The following is a 13,338-nucleotide window of genomic DNA, read 5'->3' as shown; positions in this document are numbered from 1 at the left end:
TATTTCGCGTCCTTCACCTCGCTTCAACCTAAATCGCCTCGCCCGCCAGCAAGCGCGGGTTGCCCGCTGCCGTCGTGCCGGCGGCCTGGCCGATGAAGTAGGATTTGAGACCCGGCAGGCGGTCGACGAGGCCGAGGCCGAAGTCGCGGGCGATGCGGATCGGCGCGAGGTCGTTGGAAAACAGGCGGTTCAGCACATCGGTGGTCACGCCCATGCGGAAGGTGTCGAAACGGCGCCAGGCCTGGTAGCGCTCGAGAATGTTGATCGAGCCGATGTCGAGGCCGAGACGATCGGCTTCGACGATGGTTTCGGCAAGGGCGGCCACATCCTTGAAGCCGAGATTGAGGCCCTGGCCGGAGATTGGGTGGATGCCGTGGGCGGCGTCGCCGGCGAGCGCTAGGCGCGGGGCGATGAAAGCGCGCGCCAGCGTCAGGCCGAGCGGGAAGGCGCGCTTGTCGCCCACCACCTTCAGCGCGCCGAGCTTGTGGCCGAAGCGGCGCTCCAGTTCTTCCTCGAAAATCAGGTCGTCGGAGCGCACCAGGCGGTTGGCGTCCGCTGTCGTTTCCGTCCAGACCAGCGAGGAGCGGTTGTCCTTCAGCGGCAGGATTGCGAAGGGGCCTGAGGGAAGGAAGTGCTCCTCGGCGCAGCCATTGTGCGGGCGCTCGTGCTCGACGGTGGTGACGATGCCGGACTGGCCATATTCCCAATGGACCGTCTTGATGCCGGCGAGATCGCGCAGGTGCGAGCGTACGCCATCGCAGGCGACCACCAGCTTGGTCTCGATCGTGCTCCCATCGGAAAGCGTGATCTCGGCGTGCGTGTCGAGCGTCTTCAGGCCGGTCGCGCTGAGGCCGTGGGTGATCTCGATGCCGAGCCGTTCGCAGGCGCCGCGGAGCGCGCCGACCATGGCGACATTCGGGATCATGTGGGCGAAGGGCTTGCCGTCCTCGACCTCGCCGTCGAAGGTGAGAAATACCGGACGGACCGGATCGGAGGTCTTGGAATCGGTGACGATCATCTTGGTGATCGGCTGCGCTGTCGGCTCGATCTCGTGCCAGATGCCGAAAACGTCGAGCATCTTTGTGGCGGCAGCGATGATGGCGGATGCGCGCGGGTCCTTGCGCCAGACGTCCGCGGGAGCGGCCTCGACCACCGCGACATCGAGATGCGGCGCCGCCTGCTTGACCGCGACAGCCATGGAGAGCCCGACATAACCTCCGCCAACCACAAGCATGTCACGCATAACGCCAGTCCCGTTCTTTTAGAATATCCTCTTGATCTATATAGATCATCATCGCCACACTTCCTACCTGCCGGAGCCATACAAAATGACGCGCCTCACCGAAAAGCCGACCGCGATGGAAACCCTGCTCGCAACCCTCGATCTTGAGCCGATCGAGGTCGATATCTTTCGCGGCACGAGCCCTCAGGTGGGTTGGCAGCGTGTGTTCGGCGGGCAGGTGATCGCGCAGGCGCTGATGGCGGCGCAGCGCACCGTGGATGCCGAGCGGCTGGTGCATTCGCTGCACGCCTATTTCATGCGACCGGGCGATCCCTCGGTGCCGATCATCTACCAGGTCGAGCGCATCCGCGATGGATCCAGCTTCAACACCCGCCGCGTTGTCGCCATCCAGCACGGCAAGGCAATCTTCGCGCTGTCGGCCTCGTTCCAGATCGTCGAGCCCGGCTTCGAGCACCAGGTCGCCATGCCCGACGTGCCGATGCCCGAGACGCTGATCGATGAGAACGAGATCGCCAAGCGCTATCTCGCGCATGCGCCCGAGGCGATCCGCAAATATTGGGGCCGCGAGCGGCCGATCGAAATCCGGCCGGTCTCGCTCACCCACTATTTCTCGGACAAGAAGCTCGATCCGCTGCAGCATGTCTGGGTGCGCGCCAATGGTCCGGTTCCCGATGACCGGCATGCCCAGGCGGCGGTGCTCGCCTATATTTCCGACATGACGCTGCTCGACACGTCGCTCTACCCGCACGGCACCTCGATCTTCGACCAGACGATCCAGGTCGCCAGCCTCGACCACTCCATGTGGTTTCATCGCCCGGTCAAGCTCGACGATTGGCTCCTTTATACACAGGACAGCCCCTCCGCATCCGGCGCGCGAGGTTTGACGCGCGGTAGCCTCTATACGCGAGATGGTGTCCTGATTGCGTCGGTGGCGCAGGAGGGCTTGATTCGTAAAAGGGCAAATGACTAATTTGGGTGCAAATTTGTCGGTTTGTGTATTTTTTGAGCGATTATTAGGCAATCATTTGCCTGTTTATTGGCGCTCATAAATATACCCCTTATTTTTCAATACCTTAACAAATCGTTTCGAATCTGGCACGGCCCTTGAATGTAAGAGGACGGTCGCTGGTCGCAAACGGCAGTGGCAAGGAGAGTCGGCTCCGTGCCGAGGGTAACGAAGGATGGGAAACCAGATGAAAATTGTGATGGCCATTATCAAGCCGTTCAAGCTGGATGAGGTGCGTGAAGCCCTCACCGCGATCGGCATTCAGGGCCTGACCGTGACCGAAGTGAAGGGTTACGGGCGCCAGAAGGGACATACCGAAATCTATCGCGGCACCGAATACGCGGTCAGCTTCCTGCCGAAGCTCAAGATCGAGATCGCCGTCGCAAGCGAGATCGTCGACAAGGCTGTCGAAGCCATCGCCTCGTCGGCCAAGACCGGCCAGATCGGCGACGGCAAGATCTTCGTTTACTCGATCGACCATGCCGTGCGCATCCGTACCGGCGAAACCGACGCAGAAGCGCTGTAAGTAACGGTAGAGCCAAGGAGCTTTTCTCTATGTCAATTTCGAAGTTTTCTCCCACTCTGGCGCGCCTTGCCACTGCGTCCGCAGCGCTTCTCGCGCCGGTCGTCGCCTTCGCGCAGGATGCCGCCACGACGGCCGCTCCGGCTGCTGCTGCTGCTCCGGTTCCGGATAAGGGCGACACCGCCTTCATGTTCATCTCCACGCTTCTCGTGCTGTTCATGATTCTGCCGGGCCTGGCGCTGTTCTACGGTGGTCTCGTTCGCGCCAAGAACATGCTGTCGGTTCTGATGCAGTGCACGATGGTTGCCGCCGTCATGATGCTCATCTGGGTCATCTACGGTTACTCCTTCGCCTTCGGCGGCTCCGAGAGCGCCTACTGGGGCGGTACGGCGAAGATGTTCCTCGCCGGCGTCACCAAGGATTCGACCGCTGCGACCTTCTCGCAGGGCGTCGTCATTCCTGAGTTCATCTTCGCGATGTTCCAGATGACCTTCTCGGCCATCACGCCTGCTCTGATCGTCGGCGCGTTTGCCGAGCGCATCAAGTTCTCGGCCGTGGTGCTCTTCTGCGCACTGTGGGCAACCTTCGTCTACTTCCCGATCGCTCACATGGTCTGGGATGCAAACGGCCTGCTCTTCAAAATGGGCGCGCTCGACTTCGCAGGCGGTACCGTCGTTCACATCAACGCCGGCGTTGCCGGTCTGATCGGCGCGATCATGGTCGGCAAGCGTACCGGCTTCGGCAAGGACATGATGGCTCCGCACTCGATGACGCTGACCATGGTCGGTGCCTCGATGCTCTGGTTCGGCTGGTTCGGCTTCAACGCCGGCTCCAACCTCGAAGCTTCTGGCGGCGCGATGCTCGCTACCGTCAACACCTTCGTCGCCACGGCTGCCGCCGTCGTTTCGTGGGCTGTCGTTGAAACGCTTACCCGCGGCAAGGCTTCCATGCTCGGTGGCGCTTCCGGTATGGTTGCCGGTCTGGTCGCCATCACGCCGGCTGCCGGCATCGTCGGCCCGATGGGCGCGATCATCATGGGTCTGATCGTTTCGCCGCTGTGCTACTTCTTCGTCTCCGTGGTGAAGAACAAGTTCGGCTACGACGATACTGCTGACGTCTTCGGCGTTCACGGCATCGGTGGCATGTTCGGCGCGATCTTCACCGGCATCTTCGCCAGCGCATCGCTCGGTGGTGTCGGCTATGCCGAAGGCGTTACCATGGGCGGCCAGGTCATGACGCAGATCACTGCGATCGCCATCACCATCGTATGGTGCGGTATCGGCTCGGTGATCCTCTACAAGATCGTCGACGTCATCGTTGGCCTGCGCGTTCCTGTCGAAGCCGAGCGCGAAGGCCTCGACCTCGCAACGCACGGCGAAGCTGCTTACCACTCCTAACCAAGGCTTGCGGCGCTCAAACATGGGCGCCGCTCAACAGCCCGTTGCGGCTTAATCAACACTTGAGCCGCTTTTGGCCCGGACCTTTCGAAGGTTCGGGCCTTTTTATTTTCCGGGGCATCAGCCAGACCTTGCATGGTTAACATCGCTTTAACCGTCCTTTGGTTAGGTGGAGCGGACGCATTGGGCGCGAAGCGCATTGGCGATTCGCACGCATCAGGCATTGGACGGGTACAACACATGGCAAGAAGCACATCGCCAGCAATGGATGGCCGGCCGGACCGTTTCTCCCTCTCGGGGTTCATTTTCCGGCAGGCGCAGACCCTTTTGGGGTTTGCCATCTTCATTGCGATGGCACTGGCCGTCGCGGCATTGGCAACCTGGAACGTCGCCGATCCGAGCTATTCCTACGCCACCGGCAACGAGCCCACCAATGTGCTCGGCTACAGCGGTGCCGCCTTCGCCGATATCCTGATGCAATTTTTCGGGCTTGCCAGCGTTGTCGCGCTGCTCCCCGTCGTCGCCTGGGCGCTGGCGCTGATCTCCGGCCGCCGCTTCACCCGCATTCCGGCGCGCGCCGCCGCATGGGGCCTCGGCTCCGTACTTTCGTCGGCCGTTCTCGGCTGCTTTCCGCCGCCGCTCACCTGGCCGATCCCCAATGGTATCGGCGGCGTCATCGGCGACATGATCCTCCGCTTCCCGGCGCTGTTCGTCGGCGCCTATCCGACCGGCACGTTTGCCACCGCCGTCGGCTGCATCTTCGCGGTCCCCTGTGTGTGGATGATGCTCTTTGCCGCTGGTATCGTCGGCCGCACCGAGGAGGAAGAGGCCGAGGAAGAGGAAGAAAACTACGCCGTCAGCCGCTCCAAGCTGCGCTCGGTGGGCGATGAGGACGAGGAAGATGACGAGGGCGGCTGGCTTGCCTTCGGCGCGCTGACGCATGCCTGGTACATGAGCCAGGCACGCATGCGCCGCATGCTCGGCATGGGCCCGCGCAAGCGCAAGCTTGACGATTACGACGCGCCTTACGATTTCAACGATGACGAGTTCGGCAAGCTTAACGAGCCGGTGCGCGCCAAGGCGCCCCAACGCGGCGAGCGCATGGATCCCTCGATGGATCCGTCGATCGCGCCCCGGGCCGGTTCGCCGCGCCGCGTGGTCTCCGCGCCGTCGATCTCGCTCAACGACGATGACGACGACGATATGGGCTATGACGGCGACATGCCGCCGCGCCCGGCCGATATCCTGCCCGACGACGAGGACGACAATGGCTGGATGATGCGCGCGCCTGCCAAACAGGCCGGCGGTCGCGCCGAGCCGCGCGTCCAGCAGGCCGCCGCCCGCCCCAAGCTCGGCGCCCGCATCGAGCGCGAGCAGCAGGGCTCCTTCATCCGCCCCGAAGGTTTCCAGCTGCCGTCCATGCACCTGCTTGCCGAGCCCAAGGCCGTCGTGCGCGATTCGACGCTGTCCGCCGACGCGCTTGAACAGAACGCCCGCATGCTCGAAGGCGTGCTCGAGGATTTCGGCGTCAAGGGCGAGATCATCCACGTCCGTCCCGGCCCCGTCGTCACGCTCTACGAATTGGAGCCTGCGCCCGGCATCAAGTCGTCGCGCGTCATCGGCCTTGCCGACGACATCGCCCGCTCGATGAGCGCGATCGCCGCCCGCGTCGCCGTCGTGCCGGGCCGCAACGCCATCGGCATCGAACTGCCGAACAATATCCGCGAGACCGTCTATCTGCGCGAGATGATCGCCTCCAGAGATTTCGAGACCTCCAAGGCCAAGCTCGCCATGGCGCTCGGCAAGACGATCGGCGGCGAAGCCGTCATCGCCGACCTCGCCAAGATGCCGCATCTGCTCGTCGCCGGCACCACCGGCTCGGGTAAATCGGTCGCCATCAACACCATGATCCTGTCGCTGCTCTACCGGATGACGCCGGAACAGTGCCGCCTGATCATGATCGATCCGAAAATGCTCGAACTCTCCGTCTATGACGGCATTCCGCATCTGCTCTCGCCCGTCGTCACCGATCCGAAGAAGGCCGTCGTGGCGCTGAAGTGGACGGTGCGCGAGATGGAAGAGCGCTACAAGAAGATGTCGAAGATCGGCGTGCGCAACATCGACGGCTTCAATTCGCGTGTCGAGCAGGCGCTGGCCAAGGGCGAGGCGATCTCGCGCACCGTGCAGACGGGCTTCGACCGGGAGACCGGCGAGGCGATGTACGAGACGGAAGAGTTCGACCTGAAGCCGCTGCCCTATATCGTCGTCATCATCGACGAAATGGCCGACCTGATGATGGTGGCCGGCAAGGATATTGAAGGCGCCGTGCAGCGCCTAGCGCAGATGGCGCGCGCCGCCGGTATCCATGTGATCATGGCGACGCAGCGCCCGTCCGTCGACGTCATCACTGGTACGATCAAGGCCAACTTCCCGACGCGCATCTCCTTCCAGGTGACGTCGAAGATCGACAGCCGCACCATTTTGGGCGAGCAGGGCGCCGAACAGCTTCTCGGCATGGGCGACATGCTCTACATGGCCGGCGGCGGCCGCATCCAGCGCGTCCACGGCCCGTTCGTGGCCGATGGCGAGGTGGAAGACATCGTCGCCTACCTGAAGACACAGGGCGCGCCGCAATATCTTGATGCCATCACCGCCGATGACGACGAGGATGGCGATTACGGCGGCGGACCAGCCGGCACCGGCAATCTCTCGGATTCCGACGATCCTTACGACCAGGCCGTCGCCATCGTTCTGCGCGACGGGAAGGCCTCGACCTCCTACGTCCAGCGCCGTCTCGGCATCGGCTACAACCGCGCCGCCTCGCTCATCGAGCGGATGGAGCAGGAGGGCATCATCGGCCCGGCCAACCACGCCGGCAAGCGCGAGATCCTGGTTCCCACCGAAGGCGATATTCTCGACCGGTAAGGGCGCCTGCGCCCTTGATTCCGGCATTTTCAGCGCGATTTATGTCGCATGGGCCCGAACCTCACGGAAACCTGATCGGCGCGAAAACGTTACCTTTGGCCGGTCGTGCGAACACGCCATGAAGACGCCGCGTTTCGGCAGCATGCAGACTGCATAAAGGAGACTTTCATGAACCACTCCGACACATTCCTGGACCGCTTCACGCTGACACGGCGCCACATGCTGGGTGCGCTTGCTGTCGCGGCTGCGTCCACGGCGCTGCCGCTCAACGTCTTCGCCCAGGCGGCCGCGGCTGCATCCACCAGCGGCACCGCGCAGGCGATCGCCGACCACTTCTCCTCGGTCGGCACCATGCAGGGCGAGTTCGTGCAGTTCGGCCCCAAGGGCGAGCAGACCGGCGGCAAGTTCTTCATCCAGCGCCCCGGCAAGCTGCGCTTCAACTACGACGACCCGTCGCCGATCCGCGTGATCGCCGATGGGAAGAACGTGGCGATCGGCAACATGAAGCTGAAGACCTGGGACCTCTACCCGCTGTCGAAGACGCCGCTCAGCCTGCTTCTCGCGCAGAAGATCGACCTGTCGGCCGGCTCGGTGAAGAGCGTCAAGGAAGAGTCCGACCTGACGACCATCGCGCTCGGCAACAACACTGTCTTCGGTAACTCGACCATCACCATGATGTTCGACCCGAAGACCTATGACCTGCGCCAGTGGACGATCACCGACAACCAGGGCAAGGACACCTCGGTCATGGTCTTCAACGTGAAGACCGGCGTGCAGTTCGACGACAAGGTGTTCAAGGTGCCTTACGAGGTGATCCCGGGAACGGCTGCCTATCGCGATTGATGTAAGCCGACGGGGTGGTGGCTTCGCTGCCGCACCGGTGGGCTTGGTGCTTGCACAACAAAAGCCCGCATAGAAAAAGGCCCGCACGAGGCGGGCCTTCCAAACAAGATCAGCAAACGCCGATTACTTCGTGAGATTGCGCTTGCCGAGCGTGCGCAGGCGCAGCGCGTTGAGCTTGATGAAGCCGGCGGCGTCCTTCTGGTCGTAGGCGCCCTGGTCGTCCTCGAAGGTGACGAGCGTGTCGGAGTAGAGCGACTTGTCGCTCTCGCGGCCGATGACCATGACGTTCCCCTTGTAGAGCTTCAGCGTCACTTCGCCCTCGACATGCTCCTGGCTCTTGTCGATCAGCGCCTGCAGCATTTCGCGTTCCGGCGAGAACCAGAAGCCGTAATAGATCAGCTCGGCGTAGCGCGGCATGATCTCGTCCTTGAGGTGTGCCGCACCACGGTCGAGCGTGATGCTCTCGATCGCGCGGTGCGCGGACAGCAGGATCGTGCCGCCGGGGGTCTCGTAGACGCCGCGCGACTTCATGCCGACATAGCGGTTCTCGACGAGGTCGAGACGGCCGATGCCGTTGTCGCGGCCGTAAGTGTTAAGTGCTGCGAGCAGCGTTGCCGGGCTCATGCGCACGCCGTTGATCGAGACGGCATCACCCTTCTCGAAGCCGACCTTGATAATGGTGGCCTTGTCGGGTGCGGCTTCCGGCGAAATCGTGCGCATGTGCACGTATTCGGGAGCCTCGACAGCCGGATCTTCCAGGACCTTGCCCTCGGAAGAGGAGTGCAGCAGGTTGGCGTCGACGGAGAACGGCGCTTCGCCCTTCTTGTCCTTGGCGACCGGGATCTGGTGGGCTTCGGCAAACGCGAGCAGGTCGGTACGCGACTTGAACGACCAGTCGCGCCAGGGAGCGATGATCTTGATGTCGGGGTTCAGCGCATAGGCCGAAAGCTCGAAACGAACCTGGTCGTTACCCTTGCCGGTCGCACCGTGAGCAATGGCGTCGGCGCCGGTCTTCTTGGCGATGTCGATCAGGTGCTTGGAGATCAGCGGACGGGCGATCGAGGTGCCGAGCAGGTAGACGCCTTCGTAGACGGCATTGGCGCGGAACATCGGGAAGACGAAATCGCGCACGAATTCTTCGCGCACGTCCTCGATGTAAATCTCCTTGATGCCCAGCATCTCGGCCTTCTTGCGCGCCGGCTCGAGCTCTTCGCCCTGTCCGAGGTCGGCCGTGAAGGTGACGACTTCGGCGTTAAGCTCGGTCTGCAGCCACTTCAGGATGATCGAGGTGTCGAGACCGCCGGAATAGGCGAGAACGACTTTCTTTACGTCTTTGTGCGATGCCATGATGATGAGATCCGTTGTGCCAGGAGGGTCGCGGCCAGCCGCAAGACCCGGTATCGCCGGGCACTTTTAGCGAGATTGACGCCGGACGCAAGGGCAAGGGTGTCCTTAAACCGGGTCGCTAGAGGTGCTTTCGGCGTTCCGCCCGTTTTCGCTCGAGAAACGCGTCGAAGTCGAACTCGACCGGCTCTCCCGACTGCTCGCCCTCCATGATCGCTGCTTCGATCGCGTCACGCTCGGCTTTGTGCTGCAGCATCCGCAATGCCGCATCGACGACCTCATCGACGGAACCGTAGCTGCCGTCCCGCAGCTGTGCGTCGATAAACTCTTCGATCTGTGCGTCGAGGCGAATGGTTTCCAACCTGCCCATGTTGGAGCTCCTAGCGGACATATTAGTGATGCATCTCCTTCAGGAATGCCTCGCCGTCAAAGTCTTGCGGCTCGCCTGACTCTTCGCCCTCGATGATGGCCACTCGGATCGCCTCGATCTCGGCCTGATCGCGCAAATGCTGTAGGCCGGAATCGATGGCTCCATCGCCGAGCTGCTCTTCGATGAAATCTTTGCGATCATCGATCGTTACCGACATGACCTTGGTCAGCTCCCGCGATCCGCTTTGCCCGTGGTTTGACTTGCCCCTCAAGATTACCATATCTGGCTGCGAGCGAACAATCCCAGGCGAAAGGCCAAGCCGTGACCGATCTCACCGACATCATCAAGCCCTCCAATGTCGCCGTCATCACCGGTGGCGCCTCGGGCATCGGCCTGGCGGCCGCCAAGCACTTTGCAAGCAAGGGAATGATTGTCGTCATCGCCGATCTCGGCGCCGATAGACTGGCGGCAGCGGCAAAGGCGATCGCGGCCGTTTCGAGCGACGACCGTGTGTTGGCCGTCGAGACCGACGTCTCCGACAAGGCGGCGCTGCAGGCGCTGGAGCGGCAGGTCACGAAACGCTTCGGCAAGGTGCATGTGCTGATGAACAATGCCGGTATCGGCCCGGAAACCTCGATCTTCAGCGACGACAGCAGCTGGGACGCAATCCTTGGCGTCAATCTCATGGGCGTCGTCAACGGCACCCGCGCCTTCGGCCCCAATATGCTCGCCCATGGCGAACCAGGCCTGATCATCAACACCGGCTCCAAGCAGGGCATCACCACGCCTCCGGGCAACCCGGCCTACAATGTCTCGAAATCAGGCGTGAAGGTCTTCACCGAGGCGCTGGAACACGAACTGCGCAACACCGAGGGCGGCAAGCTCTCCGCCCACCTCCTGATCCCCGGCTTCGTTTTCACCGGCCTTTCCAAGGGCTTTGGCGGTGAAAAGCCGGCCGCCGCCTGGACCGCCGAGCAGACGGTCGCCTTCATGATCGAGAGCCTTGAGAAGGGCGATTTCTACATCCTCTGCCCCGACAACGACGTCGCCCGCCCGGTCGACGAGCGCCGCATGGCCTGGGCCGTCGGCGACATCATCGAGAACCGCCCGCCGCTGTCGCGCTGGCATCCCGATTATGCCGAGCGTTTCAAGGCGTTTCTCGAGGGTAAGTAACGGCTGAGCCGATCGGGCCTATTAGAAGGTTTGATTGGTGCATTCCTTGAAAGCCGGATATGAGACATTGCTTTCATAACCGGCTTCAAGAGTGTGCCATGGATTTTCTGCCGAGCCTGCCGACGCTTCTGACCTTTTCCGCCGCGAGCCTGCTTTTGGCCGCGACCCCTGGCCCTGACATGACCCTGTCGATCAGCCGGGCGCTGTCGCAGGGCAAGAAGCCGGCGCTTTACGTCGTGCTCGGCACCAGCCTCGGCATCGTCGTTCACACCATGCTGGTCGCCTTCGGCATCTCGGCGCTGATCACCGCCTCGCCGACGGCCTTCCTGATCCTGAAGACCGGTGGCGCCGCCTATCTGCTCTGGCTGGCGGTGCAGGCGATCCGCTTCGGCTCCAAGCTCTCGGTCGAGAAGGTCGAGGAGATCAAGGGCACGCCGCTGTCGAACATCGCCAGTGGCTTCTGGGTCAATCTTTTGAACCCCAAGGTCATCATCTTCTTCATGACCTTCTTGCCGCAGTTCGTCACCGCAGGCGATCCAGCGGTCACGCAGAAGCTGCTCTTCCTCGGCTTCTTCTTCATCGTCATCGGCATGCCCGTGAACGCGCTCGTCGTCCTCGCTTCCGACGGACTGGCGACATGGCTGCAGAACAACAGGAAGGTTCTGCGCGGGATGGATTACACCTTCTCCGTCTTCGCGGCGAAGATACTGCTCACCCAGGCGCGCTGACATCAATAATAAAAACCCCGGGATCGCTTGGCGGTCCCGGGGTGAATGTCATCTTCGCAATCAGCCGATCAAAAGCGCGTCGTCGTCGAGCGTCTGGCCGCGCATCTTGCGGAACATGTCGATCAGGTCCTCGACCTGCAGGTCCTTGCGATTGTCGCCGGAGACGTCGAGCATGATCTCGCCGCCGTGCAGCATGATGGTGCGGTGGCCGTAGTCCAGCGCCTGGCGCATGGAGTGGGTGACCATCAGCGTCGTCAGCTTGCGCTCCGAGACCACCCGGTCGGTCAATCCCATGACGAACTCGGCCATCCCGGGGTCGAGTGCCGCCGTATGCTCGTCGAGCAGCAGCACCTCGGAGCCGGCAAGCGTCGCCATCACAAGCGAGATCGCCTGCCGCTGGCCGCCGGACAACAGGTCCATGCGGTCCTTCATGCGGGTTTCGAGCCCGAGATTGAGCTCGGCGATGCGTTCGCGGAAATGCTCGCGCCGGCGCGGCCCGAGCGCCGAGGTCAGCCCCCGCCGCTCGCCGCGACGTGCGGCCAGCGCCAGGTTTTCCTCGATCGACAGCGCGCCGCAGCTCCCCGTCAGCGGATCCTGGAACACGCGGGCGACGAGGCCGGCGCGCGCGGCGGTCGGCTTGCGCGTCACATCGGTGTGGCCGATCATCACCTGGCCTTCGCTCGCCAGCACATCGCCGGCGAGCACGCCAAGCAGCGTCGACTTGCCGGCGCCGTTGGAGCCGATGACGGTCACGAACGAGCCTTCCTCGATCGTCAGGTTGACGCCTGATAGCGCCTGCTTCTGCAGCGGCGTTCCCTTGCCGAAGACGACCTTGATATCCTTGAGCGAGATCATGACGAGGCACCTCCGCGACGCAGGCGGGGAAGGATGAGCGCCACCGTGACAAGGACAGCAGTAACGAAATTGAGGTCAGAGGCCTGCAGGCCGATCACGTCGCTGGAAAGCGCCAGCTGGATGGCGATGCGGTAGAGGATCGAGCCGATGACGCAGCCGATGAGCGCGATCAACAGGCCGCGCTTCCCAAGCAGTGTCTCGCCGATGATGACGGCGGCAAGGCCGACGACGATGGTGCCGACACCCGAGGTCACGTCGGCGAAGCCGTTGGTCTGCGCAAACAGCGCGCCGCCGAGCGCCACCAGCGCATTGGAGATCGCCATGCCGAGATAGATCTGGCGGTTGGTATCCACACCCTGGGCGCGGGCCATGCGGGCGTTCGCGCCGGTGGCGCGCATGGCGAGGCCGGAATCGCTTTCGAGATAGCGCCAGACGACGATGACGGCGATGACGACAAGCACGCCGACGAAGAGCGGACGCACGTAGAAATCACGCAGGCCATGGCCGAAGAACGGGTTGATCATCGTATCGGCATTGATCAGCGCCACATTCGGCTTGCCCATGACGCGCAGGTTCACGGAAAACAGTGCGATCATCGTCAGGATGGATGCGAGAAGGTTGAGGATCTTGAAGCGCACGTTGAGAATGGCGGTCACCATGCCGGCCGCAGCCCCCGCCGCCATGGCGATCAGCGCCGCCAGCCAGGCATTGACGCCGGCTATGATCAGCACCGCGGTCACGGCGGCGCCGAGCGGAAACGAGCCGTCGACGGTCAGATCCGGAAAATCGAGCACACGGAATGCGAGGTAAACGCCGAGCGCGACGAAGGCATAGACCAACCCCAGCTCCACGGCTCCCCAGAATGCGATCTGACTCAAGGCTTTTGCCCTTTCTTGTGGTGTTTCCGTGGACAAGACCCCTCCCAACCCAC

13 protein-coding genes are annotated in these 13,338 nt (G+C 62.8%); 7 read left to right on the top strand and 6 right to left on the bottom strand.

The window, feature by feature from the left end; all coding sequences use genetic code 11:
- Window positions 1-28: 28 nt before the first annotated feature.
- Window positions 29-1,243 (bottom strand): ubiquinone biosynthesis hydroxylase, encoded by a 1,215-nt coding sequence (locus ACCD05_RS20355; protein WP_413394886.1) that lies wholly within the window; start codon window positions 1,241-1,243, stop codon window positions 29-31.
- An 85-nt stretch (window positions 1,244-1,328) separates the two neighbouring features.
- Here ACCD05_RS20355 and tesB point away from each other — a divergent pair, with 85 nt between their 5' ends.
- From tesB to ACCD05_RS20330, 5 genes are all read left to right on the top strand, one after another.
- On the top strand, window positions 1,329-2,213 hold the full coding sequence (tesB, locus tag ACCD05_RS20350; protein WP_413394884.1) for an acyl-CoA thioesterase II: 885 nt from the start codon (window positions 1,329-1,331) through the stop codon (window positions 2,211-2,213).
- 211 nt (window positions 2,214-2,424) lie between these two features.
- Window positions 2,425-2,775, top strand: coding sequence for a P-II family nitrogen regulator (locus tag ACCD05_RS20345; protein ID WP_047508892.1), 351 nt, complete (start codon window positions 2,425-2,427; stop codon window positions 2,773-2,775).
- Between the two features lie 29 nt (window positions 2,776-2,804).
- On the top strand, window positions 2,805-4,169 hold the full coding sequence (locus ACCD05_RS20340) for an ammonium transporter (RefSeq protein WP_047508890.1): 1,365 nt from the start codon (window positions 2,805-2,807) through the stop codon (window positions 4,167-4,169).
- Between the two features lie 240 nt (window positions 4,170-4,409).
- Window positions 4,410-7,094, top strand: coding sequence for a DNA translocase FtsK 4TM domain-containing protein (locus tag ACCD05_RS20335; protein ID WP_413394882.1), 2,685 nt, complete (start codon window positions 4,410-4,412; stop codon window positions 7,092-7,094).
- A 168-nt stretch (window positions 7,095-7,262) separates the two neighbouring features.
- Window positions 7,263-7,937, top strand: coding sequence for an outer membrane lipoprotein carrier protein LolA (locus tag ACCD05_RS20330; protein WP_112982805.1), 675 nt, complete (start codon window positions 7,263-7,265; stop codon window positions 7,935-7,937).
- A gap of 123 nt (window positions 7,938-8,060) precedes the next feature.
- Here ACCD05_RS20330 and ACCD05_RS20325 read toward each other — a convergent pair whose 3' ends face one another.
- The 3 genes from ACCD05_RS20325 to ACCD05_RS20315 form a co-directional block, all read right to left on the bottom strand.
- Window positions 8,061-9,284: an argininosuccinate synthase gene (locus ACCD05_RS20325; RefSeq protein WP_113521363.1), complete on the bottom strand. Its 1,224-nt coding sequence runs from the start codon at window positions 9,282-9,284 to the stop codon at window positions 8,061-8,063.
- 118 nt (window positions 9,285-9,402) lie between these two features.
- A complete protein-coding gene (locus tag ACCD05_RS20320; protein WP_413394879.1) occupies window positions 9,403-9,651 on the bottom strand; it encodes a type II toxin-antitoxin system ParD family antitoxin in 249 nt (82 codons plus the stop codon).
- A 22-nt stretch (window positions 9,652-9,673) separates the two neighbouring features.
- Window positions 9,674-9,868, bottom strand: coding sequence for a type II toxin-antitoxin system ParD family antitoxin (locus ACCD05_RS20315; protein ID WP_413394877.1), 195 nt, complete (start codon window positions 9,866-9,868; stop codon window positions 9,674-9,676).
- Window positions 9,869-9,972: 104 nt separating this feature from the next.
- Between ACCD05_RS20315 and ACCD05_RS20310 the strand changes: the two genes are divergently transcribed.
- Together ACCD05_RS20310 and ACCD05_RS20305 are read left to right on the top strand one after the other, a co-directional pair.
- A complete protein-coding gene (locus ACCD05_RS20310; protein ID WP_413394875.1) occupies window positions 9,973-10,824 on the top strand; it encodes an SDR family NAD(P)-dependent oxidoreductase in 852 nt (283 codons plus the stop codon).
- Window positions 10,825-10,922: 98 nt separating this feature from the next.
- Complete coding sequence (locus tag ACCD05_RS20305; RefSeq protein ID WP_413394873.1) at window positions 10,923-11,552, top strand: LysE family translocator; 630 nt, start codon at window positions 10,923-10,925, stop codon at window positions 11,550-11,552.
- 60 nt (window positions 11,553-11,612) lie between these two features.
- On the opposite strand, the gene ACCD05_RS20300 is transcribed toward ACCD05_RS20305, so the two are convergent.
- Both ACCD05_RS20300 and ACCD05_RS20295 read right to left on the bottom strand, forming a co-directional pair.
- Entirely contained in the window at window positions 11,613-12,407 is a 795-nt protein-coding gene (locus ACCD05_RS20300) for an ABC transporter ATP-binding protein (RefSeq protein ID WP_112536912.1), read from the bottom strand.
- Window positions 12,404-13,285, bottom strand: a complete 882-nt coding sequence (locus ACCD05_RS20295) for an ABC transporter permease (RefSeq protein ID WP_413394870.1) — start codon at window positions 13,283-13,285, stop codon at window positions 12,404-12,406. Before ACCD05_RS20295 ends, ACCD05_RS20300 begins: the two co-directional genes overlap by 4 nt.
- Between the last annotated feature and the right edge of the window lie 53 nt (window positions 13,286-13,338).

It is taken from the genome of Rhizobium sp. Rhizsp42, assembly GCF_047304155.1.
Taxonomy (GTDB): domain Bacteria; phylum Pseudomonadota; class Alphaproteobacteria; order Rhizobiales; family Rhizobiaceae; genus Rhizobium.
The sequence above is the reverse complement of the archived record's forward strand: the minus strand, read 5'-3'. Positions and strand labels throughout refer to the sequence as shown.

Excerpts from the sequence above, each read along its gene's own strand:
- ACCD05_RS20355 (WP_413394886.1), bottom strand. The coding sequence starts at position 1,243 with ATGCGTGACATGCTTGTGGTTGGCGGAGGTTATGTCGGGCTCTCCATG.
- tesB (WP_413394884.1), top strand. The coding sequence starts at position 1,329 with ATGACGCGCCTCACCGAAAAGCCGACCGCGATGGAAACCCTGCTCGCA.
- ACCD05_RS20345 (WP_047508892.1), top strand. The coding sequence starts at position 2,425 with ATGGGAAACCAGATGAAAATTGTGATGGCCATTATCAAGCCGTTCAAG.
- ACCD05_RS20340 (WP_047508890.1), top strand. The coding sequence starts at position 2,805 with ATGTCAATTTCGAAGTTTTCTCCCACTCTGGCGCGCCTTGCCACTGCG.
- ACCD05_RS20335 (WP_413394882.1), top strand. The coding sequence starts at position 4,410 with ATGGCAAGAAGCACATCGCCAGCAATGGATGGCCGGCCGGACCGTTTC.
- ACCD05_RS20330 (WP_112982805.1), top strand. The coding sequence starts at position 7,263 with ATGAACCACTCCGACACATTCCTGGACCGCTTCACGCTGACACGGCGC.
- ACCD05_RS20325 (WP_113521363.1), bottom strand. The coding sequence starts at position 9,284 with ATGGCATCGCACAAAGACGTAAAGAAAGTCGTTCTCGCCTATTCCGGC.
- ACCD05_RS20320 (WP_413394879.1), bottom strand. The coding sequence starts at position 9,651 with ATGGGCAGGTTGGAAACCATTCGCCTCGACGCACAGATCGAAGAGTTT.
- ACCD05_RS20315 (WP_413394877.1), bottom strand. The coding sequence starts at position 9,868 with ATGTCGGTAACGATCGATGATCGCAAAGATTTCATCGAAGAGCAGCTC.
- ACCD05_RS20305 (WP_413394873.1), top strand. The coding sequence starts at position 10,923 with ATGGATTTTCTGCCGAGCCTGCCGACGCTTCTGACCTTTTCCGCCGCG.
- ACCD05_RS20300 (WP_112536912.1), bottom strand. The coding sequence starts at position 12,407 with ATGATCTCGCTCAAGGATATCAAGGTCGTCTTCGGCAAGGGAACGCCG.